Genomic DNA, 25,275 nt, shown 5'->3' with positions numbered 1-25,275 from the left:
CCGGGAAGGAGTGTATCATGGCAAATGCATTTGGCCGGTTGGCTTTGACGCTGGTGGCAGCGCTCTGGTTAGGTCCGGCCAGCGCCGAGGATCTGCCGCGCATTCGCGCAGCGGTGCTCCAGATCGGCACGGTGAACTGGGAGCTTGATACGATCACACGTAACGGGTTTGACACCGATAACGGATTCGAACTGTTCATTCAGTCCTTTGCCGACAATGGCGCGACGCGCGTCGCACTTGAGGGGGGCGAGGCCGATATCGCCGTCATCGACTGGATCTGGGTCGCGCGGCAGCGCGCGGCGGGCAAGGAGTATGTCTTTATCCCCTACTCCAAGGCGGTCGGCGGCTTGGTCCTGCCAGACGGCAGCCCGGCGCAGAGCCTGAAGGACATGGCCGGCAAGAAGATCGGCATTGCTGGCGGTCCGCTGGACAAAAGCTGGCTGATCCTGCGGGGGTTCGCCGCGCAGGAATACGACATGGATCTGGCCGGTGAGACCGAGCAGGTCTTTGGCGCGCCGCCGCTGATCTACAAGACCGCACTTCAGGGCGAGACGGACGGCGCCATCAACTACTGGCATTTTCTGGCGAAAATGAAGGCAGGCGGCATGCGCGAGTTGATTTCGGTCAGCGACGCGGCGCATGCGCTGGGGCTTGACCCCGACGTCCCGATTCTGGGCTATGTGATGAAGGAAAGTTTCATTGCGCAGCATCCCGGCATCGCGCAGCAGCTTTATGATGCCTCCCGCGCGGCCAAGGATCTGCTGGCCAGCGACGACGCGGCGTGGGAGCCTTTGCGCGACCGGATGAACGCTGGCAGCGATGCGGAGTTCGAGCTGCTGCGGCAGGATTTCCGCGCCGGCATCCCGCCTGCCGGCCCGGTTGACAGCGACGCGGCCGACCGGTTCCTGCGCCTCATGGCCGAGCTTGGCGGCGAGGATCTGGTAGGCGCGGCACGCACGCTGCCGGACGGCCTGTTTGCGGACGTGAAGTAAGACGTGAAATGGCTGCACCTATCCCCTGTCACAATTCCGCTGCTCTCGCTTCTGCTGCTGCTGGGTGTGTGGGTCGCTGCCGCCGCGCTGACGGCCGACCCCGAGATCCTGCCGATGCCGGGCGCGTTGGCGCAGCCATTCTGGCGGGAGCTGACCTCGGGCGCGTTACCCTACCATCTGGCGCATACCGGGCTGCGGGTACTCTGGGCCTTTGCCCTTGCGATGACCATCGGGACGGTTTTGGGCCTTGTCATGGGCAGTTATCCGGCGGTGGATCGCTGGCTGGATCCGTGGCTGGTGGTGTTCCTGAACCTGCCGGCGCTGGTGCTGATCGTGCTGTGCTATCTGTGGATCGGGCTGAACGAAACGGCCGCCATCATCGCCGTGACGCTGAACAAGATCCCGAACGTCACCACCATCCTGCGCGAGGGCGCCCGCGCGCGCGACCCAAGCCTGCGCGCGATGGCACAGGTGTTCGGGATGCGCAAGGTGACCTATCTACGCCATGTGCTGATACCGCAGCTTGCGCCATTCATCGCGGGCGCCGCGCGTTCGGGCATCGCGGTGATCTGGAAAATCGTGCTGGTGGTCGAGTTTCTGGGCCGCTCCAACGGCGTCGGGTTTCAGATTCACCTCTATTTCCAGTTGTTCAACGTCGCGCTGGTGCTGGTCTATTCGCTGTCGTTCATCGCGGTCATGCTGCTGGTCGAGTGGCTGTTACTGCAACCAATCGAACGCCGCGTCCGCCGCTGGAGGGCGCCATGATCCGCGTAGATATCCGGCGCAAGGCGTTCGGTGAAATCGAGATCCTGCGCGATATTTCCTTCGCCGTGGCACCGGGGAAAACCGTGGCCGTGCTTGGCCCCTCTGGCATCGGGAAATCAACGCTTCTGAACCTGATCGCAGGCATTGATTCGGCGTTTACCGGTCAGATCACGCGGGCCGCGCGCATGGCTATCGTCTTTCAGGAGCCTGTGCTGTTACCATGGCGCAGCGTGTTGCAGAACATCACGCTGGTGCATGCGGATTTGGCGCGGGATGCGGCACTGGCTGCGTTGGCGCGTGTCGGGATTGCTGACAAGGCCGCGCTCTTTCCCGGCCAATTGTCGCTGGGTCAGCAGCGCCGGGTGGCGCTGGCGCGGGCCTTTGCGGGGCGTCCGCAACTTCTAATTATGGACGAGCCCTTCGCCTCGCTCGATCCGGCCACCTCCGATGACATGCTGGTCCTGACCGAGGCACTGATTGCCGAAACCGGCCCCGCCACGATCTTCGTGACCCATGCGCGCAGCGAGGCGGAGCGTCTGGCCGACCAGATATTCGAACTCGGCGGATTCCCCGCCACGATTGTGACTTCGCAACCCCGAAAGGATACGTCATGAAACTTGTCAACGCCCTGGTGATTGCCGCCCTCACGATGGCCGGAACGGCCTCTGCCCAGGATCTTGGCTTTGCCGGGTTGCTGTCGAAAAGCAACAAGGAGGAGCTGGCGCCGATCACCCTTTCGGTCGGCAAACCCATCGCCGAGGCGCCGCTGATGCTGAAATCGGGCAAAGCCTACGAGATCGAGATCACCGCTGACGGCACGGGCGAACTGGGGCTGGAAGGCCCGGGGTTCTTCCGCGCGATCTGGATCAACGAGATCGTCATAAACGGTCTGGAGATCCGCCCCCTTGGTCTGGACAGCGTGGAATTCGACAAGGCGGGCACGATGGAGATCGAATTCATCGCGATCAAGCCGGGCCGTTATTTCATGCGCCAGCCCGGCTCCAGCGGCGAAAGCCAGCGCGTTGAAATCACCATCCAGTAACGCATGATGACCGCGCTCAGCGTCCGCAATGTCAGCTACAGATTCGGCGCCAGAACGGCGCTGAACGACGTGTCCTTTGACCTTGAGGCCGGGCGCTTTGCGGCGCTGCTGGGCCCGAACGGCGCGGGCAAATCGACGCTGTTCGCGCTTCTGACCCGGCTTCTTGTCACGCGGCACGGCCAGATCTTCGTGGCGGGCTTCGACGTGCGCGCCGCCCCCCGCGCGGCGCTGGCGCGGATCGGGGTGGTGTTTCAGCAGCCGACCCTCGATCTGGACATGACGGTGGCGCGCAACCTCAGCTATTTCGCCGCGCTTCAGGGATTATCAGGGCGGGAGGCGCAGGCCAGCATCGACGCCGCGCTGGACCGGCTGGACATGCGCGAACGCTCGGGCGAATTGGTGCGCGCCCTGAACGGCGGGCATCGCCGCCGGATGGAGATCGCCCGCGCGCTGATCCACGGCCCCGAGGTGCTGCTGCTGGACGAACCGACCGTCGGGCTGGACGCCGCCAGCCGCCGCGCGATCACCGCGCACGTCCATGATCTGGCCGGGGACGGTCTGACCGTGCTCTGGGCCACGCATCTTGTCGATGAAATCCGCCCCGGCGATGACGTGATCGTGCTGCACAGGGGCCGCGTTCTGGCGCATCGGCCCGCGCGCGACATCGCGCGCGGCGGCGATCTGGGCGATGCCTTCATCGCCATGACCTGGGAGGAGGCGGTGCAATGACCGCCTATCTGGTAGCCCTGCGCGCCATTGTGCTGCGCGAGATGCTGCGCTTCGTGCATCAGCGCAGCCGCTTTCTGTCGGCGCTGGTGCGCCCGCTGGTCTGGCTGGTCATCTTTGCAGCGGGGTTTCGCGCCGCGCTGGGCGTGTCGATCATTCCGCCCTATCAGACCTATATCACCTATGAGGTCTATATCGTGCCGGGGCTGTGCGGCATGATTCAGCTGTTCAACGGGATGCAATCGTCGCTGTCGCTGGTCTATGATCAGGAAATGGGGTCAATGCGGCTGCTTCTGACCAGCCGGCTGCCACGCGCGTGGCTCCTGTTCTGCAAGCTGCTGGCGGGCACGGCGGTGTCGATCCTTCAGGTCTATGTCTTTCTCGCGCTCGCCGCCGCGTTCGGGATCACCATGCCGCCATTGGGGTATCTCTATGTTTTTCCGGCGCTGGTGCTGAGCGGGCTGATGCTGGGCGCGCTGGGTCTGCTGATCTCGTCCACCATCCGGCAGTTGGAGAACTTTGCGGGAGTTATGAATTTCGTCATCTTCCCGATGTTCTTCATGTCGAGCGCGCTCTATCCGCTGTGGAAAATGGCCGAAAGCTCGCCCTTGCTGCGCGATATCTGCGCGCTGAACCCGTTCACCCACGCGGTCGAACTGATCCGCTTTGCGCTGTATGAAAGCGTCAACCTCTGGGCACTGGTCTGGGTGGCCGTCGCCTTTGCCGTATTTTTGATCGGCGCGCTGATCGGCTATGATCCGGCCCGCGGGCTGACCCGCAGATAGCGCCCGCCACGACTAAAGTTGGTGTCCCGGCGCAGCAGAGTCTTTGCCTGATTTCAGAATGACAGGCTAGACTGACCCGATAGGGAGGGCGTTCAGATGCAACGCAAACTGTCGGGCAGCACCGATGCCCCCATCGCCCAGCTAGTGAGCGCGGGTTGCGGCATCACCCTGCGACGGCTTCAGATTTTCTGGGTGGTCGCACATAGCGAAACGCTAACCAAGGCGGCCAAGCAGTTGGGGGTGGCGCAACCCTCTCTATCCCAGCAACTATCCGGGTTGGAAAGCGCGGTGGGCGCGCAGCTGTTCGATCGGCGCTCGAACCGCATGACGCTGACCGAGGAGGGCCGCAGCATCCTGCGGCTGGCCGAGCGGGTTCTGAACAGCATGCAGGCGCTGGAAGACGGGGTCGAGGCCATGGGCCAGGGCGCGCGCCAGACGATCCGGCTGGCCGGGCTCAGCTCCATCCTGCGGGTGCTTTTGCCGCGCGCGCTGAGCGCGGTCCACGCGGCGATGCCGGAGGCCGAGTTCGACATCCACGACAGCGCACCGACCGAGGTGCTGGATCTGCTTTACGGCCGACATATCAATCTGGGCCTGATCGCGTCGAATTCGATCGCATCGGCCAGTGCCGGATTTCATCAGGTGCCAATCATGGCCGATCCGCTGGTGCTGGTGGTTCCCGAGCGGCTGCGGCTGGAGGATGCGCGCAAGGGCGAAACCGACTTTGCGCCGGAAGATCGCGCCATGCTGAACCGCACCATCCAGTTTTCATTCGGCACACAATACAGTGAGAGGGTGCAGGCATGGTATGACCGGGCCCTGCCGCAAAACGCCCTGTTCGCGCGGGTCCGAAGCTATGAAAGCGCCATCGCCATGGTGCAGCAGAATCTGGGCGTCTGCCTAGCGCCAGCGCTGTCGACGCTGGTTGGCGGCAAGCCTTCCGGCAACGTGCGGCTTTACCGTGTCGATCTTGAGCCGCGCAACATCGTGGCCCTTGTGGCGCCGCAATATCTGCACAATCCGGCCTATACCACGTTGATCGAGGCGCTTCAGGCTGCCGGGGCCGAGTGTGACTTGCCGCCTGTCCACGACCTGCCGCGCTTTATGGTGAATGCCTTATAGGGTGACCCTATCATCAGCATAGATGGACGATAACCGTTGCCAGACTATGCTTAAACCAGCAGCAATGTGCTGCGCAAACACGAAAGGGAGAAGGTTTATGGCTTGGAAAGCCCCGAAGATTGAGGAAGTGCCCGTCGGCATGGAAATCAACATGTATGCCTGCGCCAAGCAGAAGTAGGTCTTGGCCCTTCGTCCGTTAACCGCCACAGCGCGCTGGCCATGCTGAAGATCATCGTCCTCGGCACGGCGGCGGGCGGGGGGGTGCCGCAGTGGAACTGCAATTGCGCGGGGTGTCGGGCTGCGCGCGCGCGCCCTGAATTGGTTAATACTCAAGCGTCCATCGCCGTCAGTGCCGACGACAAGAATTGGTTTCTGATCAACGCCTCGCCCGACATCCGCCAGCAGATCAATGCCACGAAGCAACTGCATCCAGCCGCAGGTCAGATCCGCCATAACCCCATAGCGGGTGTGATCCTGACCAATGGCGAGGTCGATGCCGTCGCGGGCCTGCTGAACCTGCGGGAAGGATCACCCTTCACCATCTACGGGCATGATCGCGTTCTGTCGGTTCTGGAGGGCAACAGCATCTTCAATGTGCTCAATCGCGATCTGGTCCCGCGCCAGCGGATCGAGATCGACGCGGCGTTTGAACCGGAACTTCAGGACGGGACGCCCTCGGGGCTGACAGTCGAGACCTTCGAGGTGCCGGGCAAACCCGCCTGGTATCTGGAAGGCACGGCGCAGGGCACGCATGGCGCGGGTGATACCATTGGCCTGCACCTTCGCGAAACGGATGGCTCCAAAGGGTTCTATTTCATCGCCGCCTGCGGTCAGATCACCGACGCATTGAAACAGCGCATCGACGGCGCGCCGCTGGTGTTTTTCGACGGAACGCTCTGGCGCGATGACGAGATGATCGCGGCGGGACTGAGCCACAAGACCGGGCAACGGATGGGCCATGTGTCGATCTCAGGCGGGGAGGGTGCGCTGGCCCGGCTTGCCGATCTGGATATCCCGCAGAAGTTGTTCATCCATATCAACAACTCCAACCCGGTCCTGCGCCCCGAAAGCGACGAACGGCGCCATGTCGAGGCGGCCGGGTGGCGCATTCCAACAATCGGTGAGGAGATCGAGCTGTGAACATGCCGGGTACATCGCATGTGCAGGATGCGCCCCTGATGGATGCCGACGCGCTGGAACAACGGCTGCGCGCCATCGGCGCTGCGCGCTATCACAACCTTCATCCATTTCACGAGATGCTGCATGGCGGTCAGTTGAACAAAGGGCAGGTGCAGGCCTGGGCGTTGAACCGCTACTATTACCAAAGCTCGATCCCGATCAAGGATGCGGTCGTCCTGTCCCGGTTCCGCGACCGCCAAACCAGGGTCGAGTGGCGTCACCGGATCGAGGATCACGACGGCGACGCAGGCAGCGAAGGCGGGATTGAACGCTGGCTGCAACTGACGACAGGGCTGGGGCTGGATGCGGCCTATGTTGAATCCACCCAAGGCATCCTGCCCGCGACCCGGTTTGCGGTCGACGCCTATGTGCATTTCGTCGGCAGGCAACCCCCGCTGGAAGCCATCGCCTCGTCGCTGACCGAACTGTTCGCGCCCAGCATTCACGAACAGCGCATCGCCGGAATGCTCAAGCATTATGACTTCATCAACCCTTCCGTCATGACCTATTTCCAGCGCCGTCTGGAGCAGGCCCCGCGCGATGCGAATTTCGCGCTGGATTACGTAAGGACGCATGCCACCACACCTGAAGCTCGCGAAGCGGTCTGTCAGGCGTTGATTTTCAAGACAAATGTGCTGTGGGTCCAGCTTGATGCCCTCTATCATGCCTATGTCACGGGCTTTCCGCCGCCGGGCGCGTTTATTCCAAGGGGAATGGAATCGTGACCGCAAGACATATCACGCTTGGACCAGAGACCCGCCCGGTACTGCCGCGCCACGTCCGGCTGAAGTTCGACAAACTGCGCGAGCGATGGCTGTTGCTGGCCCCGGAACGCATCCTTGTCCCCGACGACACCTCGGTCGAGGTGCTGCAACAATGCGATGGGGAGACGTCCATCACCGAAATGGTTACAATCCTCGCGGCAAAATATGACGCGCCCGAGGCCGAAATCTTGGGCGATGTGCTTTCGATGCTTCAGGAGTTGGCGGACAAGGGCTTTCTCGCCGAAATCAAGGAGGCGACATCATGACCGACGCGCTTGCCGACAGTATCGCACCGGCCAAATCGACCCCGTTCGGCCTGCCCCTATCGGTCCTTGCCGAGATCACCCACCGTTGCCCGTTGCAATGCCCCTATTGTTCCAACCCTGTCGAGATGGACCGCGCCACAAGCGAACTTTCGACAGAAGAATGGCAGCGGGTGTTACAGGAGCTGGCCGATCTCGGCGTGCTGCAAATCCATTTTTCGGGCGGCGAACCGACGGCGCGCAAGGACCTGCTGGAACTGGTGCAATGCGCCACGGATGTGGGGCTGTATTCCAACCTGATCACCTCGGGCGTCCTGCTGTCCAGGGACAGGCTGGCCGCGCTTTCGGATGCCGGGCTGTGCCATGTGCAGGTCAGCTTTCAGGCCAGCGACGAGACGCTTGCCAACCGCATCGGCGGCTATCGGCGCGGGCATGCAAAGAAACTGGAGGCGGCGAAATGGGTGCGCGATATTGGCCTGCCGCTGACGGTGAATGCCGTGGTCCATCGCCAGAATCTGCATGAACTGCCAGACCTCATCAACATGGCCGTCGCGCTGGACGCCGACCGGCTGGAGGTGGCCAATGTGCAATATTACGGCTGGGCGCTGAAAAACCGCGCCGCCCTGATGCCAAGCGAGGCCCAGATTGAGGAGGCGACGGCCCTTGTCGAAGCGGCGCGTGAGCGCTTCGCCGGTATCCTTGAGATCGATTATGTCGTGCCCGACTATTACGCGCAGCGCCCCAAGAAATGCATGGGCGGCTGGGGGCGGCAGTTCTTCAATATTTCGCCTGCAGGCAAGGTGCTGCCTTGTCACGCGGCTGAAAGCATAACCGGACTAGTGTTTGATTCGGTTCGGGATCACTCGCTGGCGTGGATCTGGGAACATTCCCCAGCCTTCAATCTGTATCGCGGCACCGACTGGATGCCAGAACCCTGCCGCAGTTGCGATCTGAAAGAGGAAGATTACGGCGGTTGCCGCTGCCAAGCCTTTGCGCTGACCGGGAATGCGGCCGATACCGACCCGGCCTGTGCATTGTCGCCCAGACACGAGGAGATTTTTCATACCGCCCGGCAAGAGGCCGCAGAGGGACCGACGCGCTTCATCTACCGCAATTTTGTCGGCGGCACGCCGGAACCTGAAACGCAGAGCGGTGATAGATAGGGCTGAAACAGATGCGGGGCGCCGGGCGAGCGTTCTGACAACCGGGCACGTGCCGGTCGGTGATGGGCATCAGATCTACGTCGAAACCTCCGGAGCGATCGATGGCATGCCGATCGTGTTTTTGCACGGCGGGCCGGGCAGTGGCTGCCAGACGGCGCATCGCCAGCTTTTCCCCAAAGACGCATATCTGGTGATGTTCGATCAGCGCGGCGCCGGGCGCAGTCTGCCCAAACGCAGCCGTGCGGACAACACGACCGATCATCTGATCGCCGACATGGAAAAGCTGCGCGCGCATTTCGGGATCGATAAATGGATCGTTGCCGGCGGATCGTGGGGGGCCACACTGGCGCTGGCCTATGCCCAACGGCATCCCCGGCACGTCATCGGGATGGTCATGCGGTCGGTCTTTCTAGGAACGCACGCCGAGCTTGAGACTGCATTTTGCGCCAATCTGTCGATGTTTTATCCAAATTTGCATGATGATTTTCTGGCCATGCTACCGGATGATGAACGCGCAGATCCGCTTGGCGCCTATTGGGCGCATATTTTGGACGCGGACGCGCAGCACAGCCGACGCTTTGCCCTCGCTTGGCATGATACCGAGCGTATCCTGTCGCAAATAGCGCCGGAGTGCACAACGCTGGATCCGCTGCGCTTGGACGATCCAAAGGTGGCGCTGCCCGCGTCGCCGTTCATGGAGGCGTATTATTTCAGCCATGATTGTTTCCTGAAGGACAGGCCGCTACTGGAGAACGCAACGGCGCTTGCGGGGATTCCGGGTATTATCATCCAGCCCCGCTATGACCTTCTATGTCCGCCCGCCACGTCTCACAGGCTGGCGGCGCGTTGGCCCGGCGTTGAAATCCGGGTCTCCAGCCAGGCGGGCCATTCGTTGAGAGACGGCGAAACGGTAGGTGCGATGCAGCGCGCAATTGTCGACATGATCGCCCGTGTATCGTGATGACCGGTGATGACTTCACCGGTTTCACCGAGGTCGCGGCCCGCAAAATCCCCGAAATCGCGACCCGCGCCCGTCATTTTCGCCATGACAAGACCGGCGCCGACGCGGTCTTTTTGCTGAACGCGGATGCGGCCCAAACCTTTGCCATCGCCTTTCGCACGCACCCGGCGGAGTCGACCGGTGTTGCCCATGTTCTCGAACATTGCGTGCTGTCCGGATCGCGCGCCTATCCAGCAGAGAAACCCTTTGTCGAGCTACTGAAAGGGTCGCTGCAAAGCTATCTCAATGCCTCGACATTTGCCGATTTCACGATTTTCCCGGCAGCTAGCCCGCACCCCATCGATTTTCAGAACCTTGTGGATGTCTATCTGGATGCGGTGTTCTTTCCGCTTTTGACCAAAGAGTGTTTTCGGCGCGAGGGATGGCACCTGAGCGCAGACGGCACCCAGCAAGGTGTGGTCCTGAACGAGATGAAAGGGATGTGCGCCTCGCCCGTTCACATGCTGGCTGAACATGCCCGCCGCTCGCTGTTCGCGGCTGGACCGTTCAGCCACGCCTATGGCGGTGATCCGGACCGGATCCCGGATCTGACCCATGACGGGATGAAGCGATTTCATCGGGTATCTTATCATCCCTCGAACGCATTGGCCGCCTATTCGGGGGCGGCTGACATTCAGGGGGAACTGCGCCGCCTTGACCGGATTTTCAACCAGTTCGAAAGGGGTGAACCGCACCAGACTACGACTTGGCCTGTTATCACGGTGCCACGAACTCTGGCGTTCAGCCATGCCGGGGCCGACCCATCGCGCCTTGCGCTGAACTGGATCTTTCCCGCGCCAGAGGGCCGGCTGGCCGAACTGGCCTGTGACGTGCTGTGCGAGGCGCTGGTCGGTCAACCGTTCGCGCCGCTGCGGCGTGCGTTGATTGATACTGGCCATTGCGCGGATGTCGTGGAGGGTCGGTTTTGCGACGACACATCACCGCCGCGCCTTTCTATCCAACTTGTCGGCGTGAACGTCGACAGGACCGAGGATGTGCAAGAGGTCGTGCGCGAAACGATCGGTCGGTTGCTACTGGACAGCTTTGACAGGCATAGCATCGCGGGTGCAGTCAACGCGGTGGAGTTCCGAAACCGGGACCGAAGCTCGTGGAAGCGGCCGCACGCGGTAGGCCTTTTGCTGGATGTCGCCAAGGGCTGGCGGCTGGGGCGCAATCCGGTCCATGGGCTGGGGTTTGCGCCCGAACTTGCCGAACTGCGGGCGGCGCCCGCGGGTTTTTTCGAGAGCATGCTGAAAACGCATCTTCTTGAGAACCCGTGCTTTACGATGGTTGTTTTGACGCCCGATACCGTCAAGGCAGACAACACTTGCAAAGCCCCCCCGCGCGGCCCGTCCGGCGCACTGCCCGATAGCCGCGCGCCGCGCCGAACGCCGGGGGCGACAACCGGGATCCCGCGTCTTGCGCTGCGGGATCTGTCGCCGGGCCCTGTTGAAGATCTCATGACGGTCGATCAGGTGGACAGGGTGCCCGTCCTGTTTCATCAACGCCATACCAACGGGCTTGCCTATGTTGATCTGGCGCTTGATCTTCGGGGGGTGTCAGACCTGTCATGCGCTGCGCTGTTCGCGCGGGTACTATTGCGCTCCGGCACAGCGCGGCGCAGCGCCCGCGACATGACCAACCGGATCGGCGTGGAAACTGGCGGCCTGTGCTGCGAAGTGCTTAGCGCGCCCTTAGCGACTGGCGCGGGCGAAGCGACCCACCTTATCCTGCGCGGGCGAGTACTGGCCGACCGGGTGCCATGTCTGTTCGACATTCTGGGCGAATTGCTGAGTGAATGGCAAATTCCCGAACCGCAGTATTTGTCTGAAATCGTCGGTTCCGAGATTGTCCGCGTCAGGGCACAGATCTTGCCCAAGGCGCATGAGTTTCTGGACAGGCGGTTGCGCCGTCACGTCAGCGCATCTGAGCAAACGGACGGCCTGTCCTATTTGCAATTTCTGCACGATTTTCAGTCCCTGATCCTGCATGATCCGGGTCTGGCAGTGCAGCGGCTTCGTGAGTGTCATGCTACGCTCGCATGTCGCAAGCGACTTACCATCAGTATCACGTCTGATAGGCGCCGCGCGGCGGATCTGCGGCGCAGCGCCGAAGGGCTGGTCAGCCTTCTCCCCGCCGGAAAAACGGTAGAAGCCCACGCAAACGGGGCCGGTTCAGGATGCCCTGAGGGGTTCATCCTGCCCGGCGCGGCAAATTTCGTCGGGATGGCGCTGAATCCCGAGGCGCGTGAAACTCTGCGCCAAGCCGCGCTTGTCGTTGGGTTGAAGTATCTCGAAACGGGCTGGATCTGGCAAAAACTGCGTGAAGAGGGCAGGGCGTATGGCGCGCTTTGCCGGGGCGATGCGTTGAACGGGGTCAGCACGTTCCTCTCCTATCGCGATCCACATATCCTGCGCACGCTTGAGGTGTTCGCGGCGGCGGGGCAACAACTGGGACATGGGGTGAGCCGTGACGATCTGAACCGTTCGATCATAGCCACCGTCGGCAGATTGGATCGGCCGCTGTCGCCGCCGGACAGCGCATTGAAAGCGTTGACCGATTGGCTCACGGGATCGTGCGCCGAGCGCCGCAGGGCGTTTCGCGCAGAGGTGCTGACCACCGATGCCGACGATCTGAATAATATTGGCACGGTGCTGAGCGAAGCAGGGAAATCAGCGAATATCGTCATATTCGGTAGCAAACAGGCGCTTGGTCTTGCGCTGGCGCAGCGCCCGGACCTATTCGAGATCAAAGATCTGCCCGGAGAATGACGGCGCGACCGCTCCTTTGGGAGTAGTATATTTAGCCGAAGAAAAATGCTATAATGCGCGATTGTATATTGCATGGGAGAGTCGTCATCAAAACCATCGTCCTCGCCGCACTTTTCGCACTGTCCGCCGTCGGCGCGTTTGCAGCCGATGGTCCGGTCGAGAATCCGCTGACCGAGTCGCCCAGCTGGGAGGAACTGCGCGGCGATCTCGTTGGCGACGTGGCGTTGCAGGACGGCGCGGGGCTTTTCACGGTCGATGCGCCCTATCGGGCGTTTGATGCGGCCACGGTTCCCGTCTCGATCGTCCAGACCGATGAGGACGCGGTGATCACGCAAATGGATATCGTCATCGATGAAAACCCAGCGCCGCTCGCCGCCGAGATGGTTTTCGGCCCCGCCATGTCGCCGCTGAAGTTTGAGATGCGCGTGCGGGTGAACACCTATTCCAATGTCCGTGTGATCGCGCACACCGAGCAGGGCAGCTATATGCAGGGACGGTTTGTCAAGGCGTCGGGCGGCTGTTCGGCTCCGGCGACCAAGGATCCCGAGGCCGCTCTTGTCGGCATGGGGCAGATGCGGCTCAAACCTATTGCCGCCGACTTGCCCGCTGCGGGGCATCGCCGGGAGGCGCAGATCATGATCCGCCATCCCAACTATTCGGGGTTTCAGCGCGACCAGATCACCCATTTGTTCATGAACGCGCATTTCATCGACCGTCTCGAAGTCTATCAGGGCGACGACATGCTGTTTACCATTGAGGGGGGTATTTCCATTAGTGAAAACCCCGTGTTCCGTTTCGAGTATACCGATAACGGTGCCCCGGCGCTGCGGGTCCGCGCCAAGGATACCGAGGGCAACGTGTTCGAGAACCTGCTGGACAAGGGCACATCATCGTAAACGCCGATTTCAGAAGCAGATGATATCCGCCTCGGCCTGCGCGCGCCGCAGGTCGGCCACCAGATCCTGTGCCATGCGCATGGTGCGAAAGATCGACATACGCTCCCCCCCGGTTTGCTGCATGGACAGGACGGTTTCGGCCTCGACATATTGTTCGTAGGGCAGGATCGACGCGATCCGGTCGATCGAGCACGCGCATCTGCGCAGCGTATCCCGCCCCTGACCGTTCGCCGCCATGCAGCCAAAGACGTAATCCGCCCGCGCCTCGGTCGGATAGTCGTTGATCGATTGGGCGACGGTCTGCGCGCCTGCCGGAACGGTCAACAATGTAGCACAAAGAGCAAGTACCAGCCGTGTCATTGTGATGCCTCCGGATCAGTCAAGGTCAGCGTGTTGCGATAGAGCGGCGGCGCGGTATCGCCCGAGGGCACTTCGGCCACCAAAGAGGCATACCAGCCCGGCACGTCATCCGACATTGTGAACGTCATCGCCAGATCGCCATAGAGCAGCATCCGGTCACGGTGCCTGTCGCCCTGAAACGGTCGCAAAATGATCTGGTGGGCCGTGATATTCTGCCCGCCAGCCTGTGTCTCCAGCTCCGTGATCTCTGCCGGTTCAAGCAGCGACTCCTTGATTCGGTTGCGAATATAGTAGGGGCTGCCCCCGGTATCGCGCGCTATGTCATTGATGACCGTCTCAAGGAAATACATGGCCAGTGGATTGCCCACCGTTGATGGAAACAGCCCGACTATCCGGTGACGATCGCCTTGGCGGAAATCGAGTTCGGCCATGTCGTCCGCAGCAAAACTCAGCACGATCAGACCAGTGCCTGCCTGCTCCCTCTGCGGGTTTCCGAGCAACGTCATGGCACGGGAATAGATCAGCTGATCGTCGGCGGGAACGCCTGATAGCGTACCGGTTCTGAAGATCAGATCATAAGGCTCAGCCGCGTGCAGCGCGCTGGTCCCCAATAGCAGTACCAGTAGACAGATCGGGACTCTCATCATCGGCGGCTCCTACCTTCGCGTCCAGTTTATGCGGTGCGGGCCATGTGTCACCAAAGACTTATGTCTGCGTTTGCTGGCCTTGTGGACCGGCGGGGCGTGTCTTCCAATCAATGAGCGGGCGCAGACGTGACAGATGCACGGGTTTCGTCAGAACCGAAAAATTATGGTTCTGCCCCGCCTGCAACAGCCATTCGCTGCGGTCGGCGGTAATCATGATCGCGGGGGTTTCGGATTTCACCAGATCGCGCAGCGCCGTGATGGCTTTGATCCCGTCATCCGTATCGTCCAACTGATAGTCGGCCAGGATGAGGTCGGGGGGCATGCCGATCTCGCGCACCAGTTGGATCGCTTCTTGCGTGCCGTGGGCACCCAGCACACTGGCGCCCCAGCTTTCCAGTTTTTGGGTGGTGGCGAACAGGACGTCGGGGTCGTTCTCCACCACGACGATGATCAGGTCCATGTCGAACTGCGGCGTCGACGGCATCCGCGAGCGAACGCCTTGCGCCGCGCTGCCGGATTGCGCAATCGGCAGTTCCAGCGAAAACACCGACCCCACACCGGGCTTGGAGCGCACACTGATACTGTGGCCAAGATGACGGCAGGCCCGTTCGACTATCGACAGCCCCAACCCCATGCCGGGGCCGGTGGCACTGGTATTGATACGGCTGAATTCCTTGAAGATCACCTTCTGGTCCTTGCGGGAAATCCCGATGCCCGAATCCCAAACCTCAAGCACCGCCTTGCCGCCACGCCGTCGGCAACCGACCAAAACGCGCCCTTTCGGGGTATATTCAATCGCGTTGACGACAAGGTTCTGCACGCAACGTAACAGGTAATGCTGATCGCTTTTCACGCGCAGACCGCTTGGCACGACCGACAGGCGCAGGGATTTTTCAGCGGCCAGAGGCGCGCAATCCTCGCTGACATGGTGAAGGATCTGATCGATCTCAAATTCGCTCAGCGCAATTTCGGTGCCTGTCGACTCCAGCCGGGAGATATCGAGAAGCGCGTGCAGCAAGCTCTCGATAGAATTAAATGCGCGGTCCAGCCGCTCGACGGTTTCAAGCATGCCGCTGCCGCGCGAGCCTTCGACCAGTGACGAGATCAGCAGCTTTGCCGCGTTGATCGGCTGGAGCAGATCATGGCTTGCCGCTGCCAGAAAACGCGTCTTGGAGGATACTGCCGCTTCGGCCTCTTCCTTGGCGATGCGCAACTCGTCCTCGACCCTTGCCTGCGCTTCATACTGCTGGCGCAGGCGCAGATTGGCCTGCGTGAGTTCCGCGGTTCTTTCCTGAACGCGTTTCTCCAGCGATTCCGTGGTCTGGGTTTCGGCGGTGATATCCATGATGTTCACGATAAAGCCGCCATCGGGCAGCATGCTGAAGTGAAGGTCCAGAACGCGGCCGTCGATTTGCCGAATCCGGTCCTGAAGCATGCCGTCACGGCGCATTCGTAGGATCATTTCCTCGATGTCGCGCCGGAGACCCGTGACCTGCAACAGGCGATTGCGTGTCACATGCTCAAGGATCTGGGCAAAGGCCGTTCCTTTGCGACGCAGTGGGTAGGGCAGGCCCAGAAGCCCCCCGAATGCCGCGTTCTGGATCAGAAGCGTTCCTTCTGCGGAAAACGTGCAGACCCCTTGGGTCATGTTGTCAAACGCCGCTTGCAGAAAATGCGTCTGCTCATCGATCAGCCGGTCTTTTTCCAGACGGTTCTTGCGGACAATGCCGGTAATTTCGGTTTGCAAAAGCGCTGTACTGTTGGAACTGGTGCGCCGCGAAATGACCTGAAACCACCGGTCATGCGGCAGGGCCAGCACAAAGGACGCACCTGGGCTGAGCTTCTGAGTCTGCTCCCGTGCGCCGGGCGGCGTGGCAAGGTCATGGTTGAGCGTGGCCAGCGCGCTGCCGTTCAGGAGTTCAAAATAGGCTTCCAGAGTCAGCCCGGGGACGATCCGCGCCGCGATGTCGGGGATCAGCGTTTGGAAGATGTCGTTGCAAATCTGAAGCTTGTCTGCGGTGAACAGCGCAAATCCGCCCTCCATCATGTCCAGCACATCGGCCAGATTGCGCTGCATCTGATCGCGGGCGAATTCCGCAGTTTCCAGCTCGACACTGGCCTTGCCCAGCGTGTCGAGCGCAAGTTCCAGATCCTTGGATTTCTCCCAAACTTCGTCCTGAAGCGATACCGCGGACTGAAAAAGCGCATAGGCCGAGTCGCCGAAATCATGCGCACGGTTGGCGCGCAGGATCAGGGCGTCGATGATGCGGGCCTGTTTCTCGACCTGTATCTCCAGCGGCTGATTACGGTCGATCAGCACGGATTTTCCCCTTGTGGTGCAAAAAAGGCGACGCCAACGAAGGTCTGGTTGACATGGACGCCACGGTGCTGCTCTCCGAAAGTGTTGAAGCCCAGGACACGGTGCCGACGCAACACTTCTGACGCCTGCGGCACGATCCCGTTCTGTTCGATCTCGAGCTTGCGCAGGAAACAGTCGAACCCGAGGATCAGATCCGGATGCGGGCCGTCCGGGCCAAGCACGCAAAGACCGCTTTCCAGCGTCTCCAGGATCGCCCGGCTGCGCCCCAGCGTCAGCAGCAGCCCGTCGTCGATGGCGCACAGAAACGACAGTCCGCCGTTTTCGGTCACCTGCTGGATCGCACGGACGTGCCATGCGGTGTGACTACGCACCAACATAGGGTTTTCGGCGAACACGCGGGGCGAAAGATCGCCAATCTCGCAACCGATTTGACGCGCGTATTCCTGAGCGGCAGGCGAGCCGTTGAGCTCCAGCACAACGCGCTCGTCCGGTAGGGCCTGTGTCACTACCATGCACTGCTGCGTGGGCAGGAAATGGTTGAAACCGATCCCGTTGAACGCAAGATCGGTCTCCAGCAGGATCAGCAGGGCGGCGTTGCTGTGGAAACTGTCGCCGTGCAACACGAAGGTTGAACGGAACGCCATGCCGCCCCCTGCGGACCCGCCAAAGACGGGCATGTCGTCCAGCCCCGCCTCAAGCGCGGCGACCAGAACATCCTCCTGTTTCGAAAGCCCATCGGCGAGCACAAGCGCAAACCGGTTCCAACCGGCGGTCTTTTGAAACCGGGTCGCAAGTTGGCGCGCCTTTGTCGCCGTCGCGGCGATGGATACGGGTTTCAACGGATGGATCAGCGACGAGGAACAGCGAAAATGCTCGCGCGGAAAGGTGACGATCAGCAAGGCGTCGCTTTCGTAGCCCTCGGGCGTGATCTGCCCGGCAGTGGTGCACCCGAAGGCCAGCGTCGTGGGAAGGTGGCGCGCCAGCGCGGCGGCGACGGCGTCGGGTTCCAGCCGCTCGGGGACGAACACCAAGGCAAAGCAGATTCCGGTATCCGGCAGCGCGACCACTGCTTCGCGCATGGCCTGATCCGCATTGTCGGCCCGCGATACGCCCACACCGACGATCTTGCTGGCCGGGTGACTATCAGTGGTGCTGTCCTCCATCGCGGGTTAGTTCAACAGGGCGCGCAAATCGGCGTCAGAGCTTTCGGCGCTCTGATCAAGCTGCGCACTTCGGACCAGAACTGCCGCCTGCGTGCGGTTGTGAACGCCAAGGCGCCGTAAAAGCGCGGTGATATGCGCCTTCACCGTCGCTTCGGCAAGGGACATCTCATAGGCGATCTGCTTGTTGGGTTTGCCCGCACAAATCAGTTGCATGATACGGGCCTGCTGCGGGGGCAGGTCCGCGATCTTGCGGGCGATCTCGCACGTGGAAAGCGTATCACCTGATGGCCCGGACGGCGCGGTATAGCCTGGCGGCAGGTATTTCTGTCCCTCGCGAACGATCGTCAGCGCGTTCTGCAATACCTTTGGCGAAGCGTCCTTGGGCACGAAGCCCGCCGCGCCTGCCTGCATCAGGGCATGTATCGTTTCGTCCGAAGAAATGGCGGACACGACCAGAACCGGCACGTCGGGTATCTTGTCCCTGATCTTCAGAAACCCGCTCAGCCCGGTGACATCGGGCAGTTTGAGATCCAGAACGACCAGATCCGGCATGAAGCGCGGCCCAACCAACTTCAGCGCATCACTGAGGGTTGTCGCGGTCCTGACCGTCTGAAGCTGGTAAATCCGTTTCAATGTCGACGCCAGCGCATCGCAATACAAAGGATGATCGTCGATCACGAGAACCGAACGTATCATCACCAGACTATGCGTATCGCCATGGGACTGCATTTGCAGGCTCCTCCCATCGTCGAGTTTAGCAAGTCCGGCCGCATCAGTCGCCAATAATATTCGGATTTGGCAAAACTGCGGCGGTATGGTGATCAGGCGGGTCGGGCAGAGCGTCAGGCGTGTCGCGATTTGTAAACACGGCCTGCGATCGCATATATCGACGGCGGGAAAAGACCCCACCGTCCGACAAATTCATCCGCCCTTCATATACGGCATCAACACCACTTCGCTATCCGGCTTCACCTCCGTAAACCACGAATTGCGATAGACCAGCCCATCGACCGCGAGGGATACCCCGCGGTCGATCTGTGGCTTCAGCCCCGGATACTTGGCGGCCAGGGCGTCCAGCAATTCCTTGAAATTGCTGGCCTCGACCTCAACCACCTCTTGACCCTCGGCGTGATCGCGCAATGACCCCCAGAGTTTGACAGCGACCATCGGCTCAGCCCTTTGCCGTGATCGCCTTGAGGATCTTGGGCGGCGACATCGGCAATTCGTGCAGGCGCACGCCCACCGCGCGGCTGACCGCGTTCGACAGGGCGGCGAGGGGCGGGACAATCGGTGTTTCGCCCACACCGCGCACGCCGTAGGGGTGGCCGGGGTTGGGGATCTCCAGGATTACCGTGTCGATATTGGGTAGGTCCGAGGCCACCGGAATGCGATAATCGAGAAAGCCCGCGTTTTGCAGGCGGCCATCCTCGCCATAGATATATTCCTCGTTCAGCGCCCAGCCAATGCCCTGAACCGCGCCGCCCTGCATCTGGCCTTCGACATAGTCGGGATGCACGGCCTTGCCCGCGTCCTGAAAGACGGTGTAGCGCAATACCTGCGTCGCGCCTGTCTCGGGATCGACCTCCACATCGGCCAGATGCACACCAAAGCTGACGCCCGCGCCCTCGGCGTTGACCTCGTGATGGCCCGCGATCGGCCCGCCGGTTTCAGACGCGATGGCGGCGATGTCGGCCAGTGTCATCGGCTCGAAATCGCCCGCGTTCGGGCCAGAAGGTTTGGCGGCGCCATCCTCCCAGACGACCGCATCCTCGTCGATGCCCCAGATTTTCGCCACGCGGCTGCACATCACGCGGATCGCGGCGCGCGCGGCCTCGATTGTGGCAAGGCCCACGGCAAAGGTCACGCGGCTGCCGTCGGTGACGTCGTTGTGACCAAGGCTGTTGGTGTCAGTGATGACGGTGCGGACCTTTTCGTAGGGGATGCCCATCTCTTCGGCGGCCATCATCGAGATCGACGCGCGACTGCCTCCGATATCGGGGTTGCCCTCGGTCACGCCGACTGTGCCGTCGCTGTTGACGTTCAGCGATACGCAGGTGTTGCCGCCGAAGTTGAACCAGAACCCACAGCTAAGGCCGCGGCCCTGATTTTCGCCCAGCGGCGCGTGGTAGTGCGCGTGCTCCTTGGCGGCTTCCAGCGTGGCGCGCAGGCCGATCTGGTCGAAGGTTACGCCGTAGGAGGCTTTGGTGCCCGCGTCGGCGGCGTTTTTCAGGCGCACGTCCAGCGGGTCCAGATCCAATTCCTGGCACAGTTCGTCGACCACGCTTTCCACCGCGTAGATCGCCATCGGTGCGCCGGGTGCGCGGTATGCGGCCTCCTTGGGGCGGTTGGTCAGCGCGTTCCAGCCCTGGGTGCGCACAGCCTCCATGTCGTAGGCGGCAAAGGCAGCTTGGGCGCCCATATCGACGGTGACGCAGGGAAACGCGCCGCCCTGATAGCGCAGCTTGGCCTCGCCTGCGGTGATGCGGCCATCCTTGGTCATGCCGATGCGCACATCCATCGAGGACGACACGGTGGGTCCGGTGGCGCGAAAGACGTCGACGCGGCTCATTACGATCTTGACCGGGCGGCCGGCCTTGCGGGACAGGGCCAGCGCGACAGGTTCGATGAACACCGTCGTCTTGCCGCCGAAGCCGCCACCGATTTCGGAGGCTGTCACGCGCAGTTGGCTGGCTTCCATCTCCATGATGCCGGCGCACAGCTCGCGCACAAAAAACTGACCTTGGGTGCAGCACCACAGATCGGCCTTGCCGTCATTGCCGAAGGTGGCAAGGCAGGCGTGCGGCTCGATATACCCCTGATGGGTTGCGGCTGTGGTAAAGCTGCGCTCGATGATCTTGTCGGCGCTGGCAAAACCGGCCTCCAGATCGCCATGCCCGAATTCGCAATAATGCGTGACGTTGGGGCTGCTACCCTCGGGCACGGAGTCGTCGGCGCGCGCTTCTTGGACCACGGGCGCGTCTACCTTTATAGCCTCGTCTACCTCGGTGACATGGGGCAGGGGTGTGTAGTCCACCTTGATCAGTTTCAGCGCGGCCTTGGCGGTCACCATGTCCTTGGCGGCGACGGCGGCGACGGCGTGGCCGTCATACAGCACCTTGCCGCGCGCCATGCAGTTGTCCTGCACGTCGCGCAGGCTTTCGTCCTCGGGAAGGCCCAGATCGGCGGAGGTCACGACCGCCTTGACGCCGGGCAGGGCCAGTGCGTCGGACGCGTCGATGCTGTTGATGATCGCATGGGCGTGCGGGCTGCGCAGGATCAGACCGACCTGCATCCCCGGCACCGAGAAGTCAGCGCCATAGAGCGCGCGGCCCGTCACCTTGTCCACGCCATCGGGGCGCGCAACGCGGGTGCCGACGACCTTGAAGTCCGCTTTGGTTTTGGAAACGACGTTCATATCATGCGCCTCTCATGTCGGCGGCTGCGATCTGGACAGCCTTGATGATCTTGTCATAGCCGGTGCAGCGGCACAGATTGCCGGCCAGCCAATAGCGGATTTCGGTATCACTCGGGTCGGGGTTACGCTCCAGCAGGGTTTTCGCCGCGACCAGAATGCCGGGGGTGCAGATGCCGCATTGCAGCGCCGCGTGGTCGATAAACGCCTGCTGCAAGGGGTGCAGCGCCTCGCCGATGGCCATGCCTTCGACCGTCTTGATCTGGGCATCCTGCACCTCGGCGCCAAGGACCAGACAGGAGCAGACCAGCCGCCCGTCCATTTCCACAGTGCAGGCGCCGCAATCGCCGGTGCCGCAGCCCTCCTTGGCGCCGCTCAGGCCGAGGCGGTTTCGCAATGCGTCCAGCAGGGTTTCCTCGGGCGCGCAGACAAATTCGGCGTCATCGCCGTTGATGGTGGTGGAGACGTGGATATTTTTCATGCGTTTTCTCCTGCGCGTGTCATGGCGATGCGCGCGGCGCGTTTGGCCAGCACGCCTGCGACGGTGGTGCGGAATTCGGCGGTGCCGCGCTTATCATCGATCGGGTTGCAGGCGGCTTCGCAGGCGCGCACCAGCGCGGCGATGGCGGGATCCTCCAGCTTTGATCCGATGATGGCGTCGGCGGCGTCTGGGACCAGCACCACCTTGGGGCCGACGGCGCCAAGGGCAATGCGCGCGGATTTGATCGTGCGATCCTCGGCCAGTTCGATATTTACCGCGGCCGAGGCGACGGCGATGTCCATTTCGGTGCGCGGGATGAACCGTAGATAGGCGTCTGCTGCACCCTTTGGCCGGGCGGGAAGGAAGACGGACGACACGAATTCGCCCTTGCCCAGCGATGTCTTGCCGGGGCTGACCGGGATATCCTCGACGGCGCAGTCGCGGGGGCCGTCCGGCCCCTCGATCCGCACCACAGCGCCTGCGGCGATCATCGCTGGCACGCTATCGGCGGCGGGCGATCCGTTGCACAGATTGCCGACCATGGTGCAGCGCCCCTGCACTTGGGTCGAGCCGATCAGCTCGCACGCCTCGACCACGCCGGGCCACATGGCGCAGGCGCCTTCGTGTTCGCCCAGTTTCTGGCCGGAAACGGCAGCGCCAATGCGCAGGCCGCCATCCTCGGCGGTGATGTCGGCAATGCCGCTGAGATGCTTGATGTCCACGATCGTCTCGGGCTCGATCATGCCGGAGCGCAGTTGCACCAGCAGGTCGGTGCCGCCACCGAGGATGCGCGCCGCGCCCTCGCTACGGGCGAGGATATCTGACACCTCGGCCGCGGTTTGCGGTTTCATGTATTGCATTTGTCGCTCCATGGCTTGCGCGGCGCCCAGATCCGGCGTCCTGCGCCAGAGCCGCCGGGATGCGGGCAGTTGTGCGCGAGTAAACCTGAAACCGCGCCCGCCCGCAATCGGTTCATGCGCGACCCTAGGGCCGGGGCCGTCGCGACCCACCACACAAGATGCTGCCGTCACGGCGCATTTGATGGGTTGCGGCGCGGCGCCACGTCGGCCAACTTGCGCCAATGACCGGTGCGCGCATTTGCGGCCCCCGCAATGTGATGCCAGAATGACCGAGCCTTTGCCATGAATGACCTTTTGGATGGCCTGTTGCAGGCGGCATGGCTGGTGGTCTGCCTTGATCCTGATCTTTACGAGATTGCCGGGCGCAGCCTGCGCGTGACGCTTTGCGCATTGCTGATCGCCTCGGCGATTGCGCTACCGTTGGCGGCGCTGTTGGCGGTGCAGCGGTTTCGTTTTCGCCGGGCGACCATTGCGGTGTTGAACGCGCTGATGGGGCTGCCGCCTGTCGTGGTGGGCCTTGTCGTCTATGTGCTGCTGTCGCGCAGCGGCCCGTTGGGTGTGCTTGGGTTGCTTTTCACTCCGACTGCCATGGTAATCGCGCAGGTCATCATCATCGTGCCGCTGATCGCGTCCATCGCACATCAATCCCTGCGCGAGCTATGGGCCGAATATCACGATCTGCTGATCTCGATGAATGCTGGCCGGCTTCAGCGGATCACCACGCTGCTGTGGGACGGTCGCCGTGCGCTGCTGACCGCCGCGCTGGCCGGATTCGGGCGCGGCGTGGGCGAGGTGGGCGCGATCATGGTCGTCGGTGGCAATATCGACCATCTGACGCGCGTGATGACGACTGCCATCGCGCTGGAGACGGGCAAGGGCAATTTCGCGCTGGCGTTGGGGCTGGGGTTCATCCTGATCGCACTGTCGATCATGGTGAACCTTGCGATCCACTGGCTCAGCCGGACCGAAACAGGAGGCCGGTGGTGAGCGCGCTTTTGCCCATGCGCGCCTGTGGCGCCTGCGTGCACAGGCGCGGCAAGCGCCTGATCGGGCCAATAGATCTGGTGCTGGACGGGCACGGAATCACCGCGCTGATCGGTCCCAACGGCGCGGGCAAGTCAACCCTGCTGAAGGCGCTGCACGGGCTGGAGCGGCTGAGCGCCGGGCGTATCGAATGGGGCTGCCCACAGAGCCAGGCCGAGCAGCGGCAGGCGTTTGTGTTTCAGACGCCGGTGATGCTGCGCCGATCGGTGCTGGACAATCTGACCTATCCTTTGCGTTTGGTGCGAACCCCCCGCGCCACCGCGCGCGAGGCGGCAGCCGAGTGGTGTGCGCGTATCGGCCTTGAGGGGCTGGAGGGGCGCCCCGCCACCGTCCTGTCGGGCGGCGAGAAGCAAAAGCTGGCGATGGCCCGCGCGCTGATCACCCGGCCCGAAGTGTTGTTCCTGGACGAGCCGTCCGCATCACTGGACGGACGCGCCACGCGCGAGATCGAGGCGATTTTGCGCCTTGCAACGGGTGCTGGAACCCGTATCGTCATGGCCACGCACGACATGGGGCAGGCAAGGCGCCTGGCCCGCGAGGTCGTATTCCTGCGCAGGGGCGAAGTGCATGAAATCGCTGCCGCCGCCACGTTTTTTGATGCACCCGCCACGGACGCTGCCACCGCGTTTCTGGCAGGCGACATCGTAGATTGAACCCCCCAAACTCTAAGTAACAGGAGCTATTCAAATGCGTAGACTGACACTTGCCATGGCCGTCGCCCTGACCGGCGCAGCCGCCAATGCCGAAGAGATGAAGATGGCCGTGACGACCAGCTTTCACAATTCGGGCCTGGCCGAGGTTCTGCTGCCGGAAATCAAGAAGGACACGAATATCGACGTGCAGTTGCTGGTCGTTGGCACAGGTCAAGCGATCAAGCTGGGCGAGGCAGGCGATGTCGATGCGGTGCTCGTCCATGCCAAGGCTGCCGAGGAAAAATTCGTGACCGCCGGGCACGGCACCCACCGGCGCGAGATTATGTATAATGATTTCGTCATCATCGGCCCGAACGGTGATCCCGCAGGCGTCGGCAGTGCCGATAGCGCCGCCGCCGCCCTCAGCGCCATCGCGGCTGCCGAGGCGCCGTTTGTCAGCCGCGGCGATGACAGCGGCACAAATAAAAAGGAACTTAGCCTGTGGAAAGTCGCCGATATCGACGTCGCGGCGCAGGGTGACTGGTACAAGGCCGTCGGCGCTGGCATGGGCGCATCGCTGAACACCGCCGCCGGTATGGATGCCTATATCATGTCGGATCGCGCCAGCTGGCTGAATTTCGGCAACAAGGGCGATCTGGCACTGCTATATGCCGGGGATCCGGCGCTGTTCAACCAATACGCCTATCTGCCCGTAAACCCGGACAAGGGTGATCATGTCAAAAGCGATCTGGCCGAAGAGTTGGAAGTCTGGCTGACCAGCGCCCGCGCCAAGGAGCTGATCGACGGCTACCGCATCAACGGCGAGCAGCTTTTCACCTTCAACGCCACGATGACCGACATGTCGAAGGCGGCTGAGTAGGCACGGCT

At 62.2% G+C, this 25,275-nt stretch carries 27 protein-coding genes; 18 read left to right on the top strand and 9 right to left on the bottom strand.

Features of this window, described 5'->3' with window-relative positions:
* The first annotated feature begins 17 nt into the window (after positions 1-17).
* The 15 genes from FGD77_RS15865 to FGD77_RS15795 all read left to right on the top strand — a co-directional run bounded on the left by FGD77_RS15865 (position 18) and on the right by FGD77_RS15795 (position 13,468).
* Complete coding sequence (locus FGD77_RS15865; protein WP_255011131.1) at positions 18-992, top strand: ABC transporter substrate-binding protein; 975 nt, start codon at positions 18-20, stop codon at positions 990-992.
* A 12-nt stretch (positions 993-1,004) separates the two neighbouring features.
* Positions 1,005-1,757: an ABC transporter permease gene (locus FGD77_RS15860; protein WP_255014269.1), complete on the top strand. Its 753-nt coding sequence runs from the start codon at positions 1,005-1,007 to the stop codon at positions 1,755-1,757.
* Entirely contained in the window at positions 1,754-2,371 is a 618-nt protein-coding gene (locus FGD77_RS15855; protein WP_255011130.1) for an ABC transporter ATP-binding protein, read from the top strand. Before FGD77_RS15860 ends, FGD77_RS15855 begins: the two co-directional genes overlap by 4 nt.
* On the top strand, positions 2,368-2,799 hold the full coding sequence (locus tag FGD77_RS15850) for a hypothetical protein (RefSeq protein ID WP_255011129.1): 432 nt from the start codon (positions 2,368-2,370) through the stop codon (positions 2,797-2,799). Before FGD77_RS15855 ends, FGD77_RS15850 begins: the two co-directional genes overlap by 4 nt.
* A gap of 6 nt (positions 2,800-2,805) precedes the next feature.
* Positions 2,806-3,528 (top strand): ABC transporter ATP-binding protein, encoded by a 723-nt coding sequence (locus tag FGD77_RS15845; RefSeq protein WP_255011128.1) that lies wholly within the window; start codon positions 2,806-2,808, stop codon positions 3,526-3,528.
* A complete protein-coding gene (locus tag FGD77_RS15840) occupies positions 3,525-4,310 on the top strand; it encodes an ABC transporter permease (protein WP_255011126.1) in 786 nt (261 codons plus the stop codon). Before FGD77_RS15845 ends, FGD77_RS15840 begins: the two co-directional genes overlap by 4 nt.
* Before the next feature lie 96 nt (positions 4,311-4,406).
* Positions 4,407-5,432 (top strand): LysR family transcriptional regulator, encoded by a 1,026-nt coding sequence (locus tag FGD77_RS15835; RefSeq protein WP_255011124.1) that lies wholly within the window; start codon positions 4,407-4,409, stop codon positions 5,430-5,432.
* A gap of 97 nt (positions 5,433-5,529) precedes the next feature.
* The gene (gene pqqA / locus FGD77_RS15830; RefSeq protein WP_255014267.1) at positions 5,530-5,610 is read left to right on the top strand and encodes a pyrroloquinoline quinone precursor peptide PqqA; all 81 of its coding nucleotides are present in this window, start codon (positions 5,530-5,532) and stop codon (positions 5,608-5,610) included.
* A gap of 41 nt (positions 5,611-5,651) precedes the next feature.
* Positions 5,652-6,572, top strand: a complete 921-nt coding sequence (gene pqqB / locus FGD77_RS15825) for a pyrroloquinoline quinone biosynthesis protein PqqB (protein WP_255011123.1) — start codon at positions 5,652-5,654, stop codon at positions 6,570-6,572.
* Between the two features lie 2 nt (positions 6,573-6,574).
* A complete protein-coding gene (gene pqqC / locus FGD77_RS15820; protein WP_255011121.1) occupies positions 6,575-7,336 on the top strand; it encodes a pyrroloquinoline-quinone synthase PqqC in 762 nt (253 codons plus the stop codon).
* Positions 7,333-7,641, top strand: a complete 309-nt coding sequence (gene pqqD, locus FGD77_RS15815; protein WP_255011120.1) for a pyrroloquinoline quinone biosynthesis peptide chaperone PqqD — start codon at positions 7,333-7,335, stop codon at positions 7,639-7,641. Before pqqC ends, pqqD begins: the two co-directional genes overlap by 4 nt.
* On the top strand, positions 7,638-8,801 hold the full coding sequence (gene pqqE / locus FGD77_RS15810) for a pyrroloquinoline quinone biosynthesis protein PqqE (protein WP_255011118.1): 1,164 nt from the start codon (positions 7,638-7,640) through the stop codon (positions 8,799-8,801). Before pqqD ends, pqqE begins: the two co-directional genes overlap by 4 nt.
* On the top strand, positions 8,791-9,762 hold the full coding sequence (gene pip / locus FGD77_RS15805) for a prolyl aminopeptidase (RefSeq protein WP_255011117.1): 972 nt from the start codon (positions 8,791-8,793) through the stop codon (positions 9,760-9,762). The genes pqqE and pip overlap by 11 nt, the downstream gene beginning before the upstream one ends.
* The gene (locus tag FGD77_RS15800; RefSeq protein ID WP_255011116.1) at positions 9,762-12,572 is read left to right on the top strand and encodes an insulinase family protein; all 2,811 of its coding nucleotides are present in this window, start codon (positions 9,762-9,764) and stop codon (positions 12,570-12,572) included. The genes pip and FGD77_RS15800 overlap by 1 nt, the downstream gene beginning before the upstream one ends.
* 53 nt (positions 12,573-12,625) lie before the next feature.
* Positions 12,626-13,468, top strand: a complete 843-nt coding sequence (locus tag FGD77_RS15795) for a quinoprotein dehydrogenase-associated SoxYZ-like carrier (protein ID WP_255011115.1) — start codon at positions 12,626-12,628, stop codon at positions 13,466-13,468.
* A 9-nt stretch (positions 13,469-13,477) separates the two neighbouring features.
* Here the strand turns inward: FGD77_RS15795 and FGD77_RS15790 are convergent, their stop codons facing one another.
* From FGD77_RS15790 to FGD77_RS15750, 9 genes are all read right to left on the bottom strand, one after another.
* The gene (locus tag FGD77_RS15790; RefSeq protein WP_255011114.1) at positions 13,478-13,828 is read right to left on the bottom strand and encodes a hypothetical protein; all 351 of its coding nucleotides are present in this window, start codon (positions 13,826-13,828) and stop codon (positions 13,478-13,480) included.
* Positions 13,825-14,475 carry a hypothetical protein gene (locus FGD77_RS15785; protein WP_255011113.1) on the bottom strand — a complete coding sequence of 217 codons (651 nt, stop codon included), beginning with the start codon at positions 14,473-14,475 and terminating at the stop codon, positions 13,825-13,827. The genes FGD77_RS15790 and FGD77_RS15785 overlap by 4 nt, the downstream gene beginning before the upstream one ends.
* Before the next feature lie 58 nt (positions 14,476-14,533).
* Positions 14,534-16,795 carry a hybrid sensor histidine kinase/response regulator gene (locus FGD77_RS15780; protein WP_255011112.1) on the bottom strand — a complete coding sequence of 754 codons (2,262 nt, stop codon included), beginning with the start codon at positions 16,793-16,795 and terminating at the stop codon, positions 14,534-14,536.
* Entirely contained in the window at positions 16,789-17,958 is a 1,170-nt protein-coding gene (locus tag FGD77_RS15775) for an FIST N-terminal domain-containing protein (protein WP_255011111.1), read from the bottom strand. The genes FGD77_RS15780 and FGD77_RS15775 overlap by 7 nt, the downstream gene beginning before the upstream one ends.
* Before the next feature lie 6 nt (positions 17,959-17,964).
* Entirely contained in the window at positions 17,965-18,687 is a 723-nt protein-coding gene (locus FGD77_RS15770; protein ID WP_255011110.1) for a response regulator transcription factor, read from the bottom strand.
* Between the two features lie 192 nt (positions 18,688-18,879).
* Positions 18,880-19,125, bottom strand: coding sequence for a MoaD/ThiS family protein (locus tag FGD77_RS15765; RefSeq protein ID WP_255011108.1), 246 nt, complete (start codon positions 19,123-19,125; stop codon positions 18,880-18,882).
* Between the two features lie 4 nt (positions 19,126-19,129).
* Complete coding sequence (locus tag FGD77_RS15760) at positions 19,130-21,373, bottom strand: xanthine dehydrogenase family protein molybdopterin-binding subunit (RefSeq protein WP_255011106.1); 2,244 nt, start codon at positions 21,371-21,373, stop codon at positions 19,130-19,132.
* A gap of 1 nt (position 21,374) precedes the next feature.
* Positions 21,375-21,851, bottom strand: a complete 477-nt coding sequence (locus FGD77_RS15755) for a (2Fe-2S)-binding protein (RefSeq protein WP_255011105.1) — start codon at positions 21,849-21,851, stop codon at positions 21,375-21,377.
* Positions 21,848-22,711 carry a xanthine dehydrogenase family protein subunit M gene (locus FGD77_RS15750; RefSeq protein ID WP_255011104.1) on the bottom strand — a complete coding sequence of 288 codons (864 nt, stop codon included), beginning with the start codon at positions 22,709-22,711 and terminating at the stop codon, positions 21,848-21,850. The genes FGD77_RS15755 and FGD77_RS15750 overlap by 4 nt, the downstream gene beginning before the upstream one ends.
* Positions 22,712-22,993: 282 nt before the next feature.
* Between FGD77_RS15750 and FGD77_RS15745 the strand changes: the two genes are divergently transcribed.
* From FGD77_RS15745 to FGD77_RS15735, 3 genes are read left to right on the top strand one after another with little or no spacing between them, the layout of a single operon-like run.
* Positions 22,994-23,698 carry an ABC transporter permease gene (locus tag FGD77_RS15745; RefSeq protein WP_255011102.1) on the top strand — a complete coding sequence of 235 codons (705 nt, stop codon included), beginning with the start codon at positions 22,994-22,996 and terminating at the stop codon, positions 23,696-23,698.
* A 14-nt stretch (positions 23,699-23,712) separates the two neighbouring features.
* Complete coding sequence (locus tag FGD77_RS15740; RefSeq protein ID WP_255014263.1) at positions 23,713-24,408, top strand: ATP-binding cassette domain-containing protein; 696 nt, start codon at positions 23,713-23,715, stop codon at positions 24,406-24,408.
* A 34-nt stretch (positions 24,409-24,442) separates the two neighbouring features.
* Positions 24,443-25,267 carry a substrate-binding domain-containing protein gene (locus FGD77_RS15735; protein ID WP_255011101.1) on the top strand — a complete coding sequence of 275 codons (825 nt, stop codon included), beginning with the start codon at positions 24,443-24,445 and terminating at the stop codon, positions 25,265-25,267.
* Positions 25,268-25,275 lie beyond the last annotated feature (8 nt).

Source organism: Roseovarius sp. M141 (genome assembly GCF_024355225.1).
Lineage (GTDB): Bacteria > Pseudomonadota > Alphaproteobacteria > Rhodobacterales > Rhodobacteraceae > Roseovarius.
Note: the sequence above shows the minus strand (reverse complement) of the source record. Positions and strands in the feature narration are given on the sequence as shown.

Excerpts from the sequence above, each read along its gene's own strand:
- FGD77_RS15795 (WP_255011115.1), top strand. The coding sequence starts at position 12,626 with ATGCGCGATTGTATATTGCATGGGAGAGTCGTCATCAAAACCATCGTC.
- FGD77_RS15790 (WP_255011114.1), bottom strand. The coding sequence starts at position 13,828 with ATGACACGGCTGGTACTTGCTCTTTGTGCTACATTGTTGACCGTTCCG.
- pqqA (WP_255014267.1), top strand. The coding sequence starts at position 5,530 with ATGGCTTGGAAAGCCCCGAAGATTGAGGAAGTGCCCGTCGGCATGGAA.
- FGD77_RS15770 (WP_255011110.1), bottom strand. The coding sequence starts at position 18,687 with ATGCAGTCCCATGGCGATACGCATAGTCTGGTGATGATACGTTCGGTT.
- FGD77_RS15735 (WP_255011101.1), top strand. The coding sequence starts at position 24,443 with ATGCGTAGACTGACACTTGCCATGGCCGTCGCCCTGACCGGCGCAGCC.
- FGD77_RS15750 (WP_255011104.1), bottom strand. The coding sequence starts at position 22,711 with ATGCAATACATGAAACCGCAAACCGCGGCCGAGGTGTCAGATATCCTC.
- FGD77_RS15865 (WP_255011131.1), top strand. The coding sequence starts at position 18 with ATGGCAAATGCATTTGGCCGGTTGGCTTTGACGCTGGTGGCAGCGCTC.
- FGD77_RS15775 (WP_255011111.1), bottom strand. The coding sequence starts at position 17,958 with ATGGAGGACAGCACCACTGATAGTCACCCGGCCAGCAAGATCGTCGGT.
- FGD77_RS15850 (WP_255011129.1), top strand. The coding sequence starts at position 2,368 with ATGAAACTTGTCAACGCCCTGGTGATTGCCGCCCTCACGATGGCCGGA.
- pqqC (WP_255011121.1), top strand. The coding sequence starts at position 6,575 with ATGCCGGGTACATCGCATGTGCAGGATGCGCCCCTGATGGATGCCGAC.
- FGD77_RS15755 (WP_255011105.1), bottom strand. The coding sequence starts at position 21,851 with ATGAAAAATATCCACGTCTCCACCACCATCAACGGCGATGACGCCGAA.
- FGD77_RS15835 (WP_255011124.1), top strand. The coding sequence starts at position 4,407 with ATGCAACGCAAACTGTCGGGCAGCACCGATGCCCCCATCGCCCAGCTA.
- FGD77_RS15745 (WP_255011102.1), top strand. The coding sequence starts at position 22,994 with ATGAATGACCTTTTGGATGGCCTGTTGCAGGCGGCATGGCTGGTGGTC.
- FGD77_RS15740 (WP_255014263.1), top strand. The coding sequence starts at position 23,713 with ATGCGCGCCTGTGGCGCCTGCGTGCACAGGCGCGGCAAGCGCCTGATC.
- FGD77_RS15840 (WP_255011126.1), top strand. The coding sequence starts at position 3,525 with ATGACCGCCTATCTGGTAGCCCTGCGCGCCATTGTGCTGCGCGAGATG.
- FGD77_RS15855 (WP_255011130.1), top strand. The coding sequence starts at position 1,754 with ATGATCCGCGTAGATATCCGGCGCAAGGCGTTCGGTGAAATCGAGATC.
- FGD77_RS15785 (WP_255011113.1), bottom strand. The coding sequence starts at position 14,475 with ATGATGAGAGTCCCGATCTGTCTACTGGTACTGCTATTGGGGACCAGC.
- FGD77_RS15765 (WP_255011108.1), bottom strand. The coding sequence starts at position 19,125 with ATGGTCGCTGTCAAACTCTGGGGGTCATTGCGCGATCACGCCGAGGGT.
- pqqB (WP_255011123.1), top strand. The coding sequence starts at position 5,652 with ATGCTGAAGATCATCGTCCTCGGCACGGCGGCGGGCGGGGGGGTGCCG.
- FGD77_RS15800 (WP_255011116.1), top strand. The coding sequence starts at position 9,762 with ATGACCGGTGATGACTTCACCGGTTTCACCGAGGTCGCGGCCCGCAAA.
- FGD77_RS15845 (WP_255011128.1), top strand. The coding sequence starts at position 2,806 with ATGACCGCGCTCAGCGTCCGCAATGTCAGCTACAGATTCGGCGCCAGA.
- FGD77_RS15760 (WP_255011106.1), bottom strand. The coding sequence starts at position 21,373 with ATGAACGTCGTTTCCAAAACCAAAGCGGACTTCAAGGTCGTCGGCACC.
- pqqE (WP_255011118.1), top strand. The coding sequence starts at position 7,638 with ATGACCGACGCGCTTGCCGACAGTATCGCACCGGCCAAATCGACCCCG.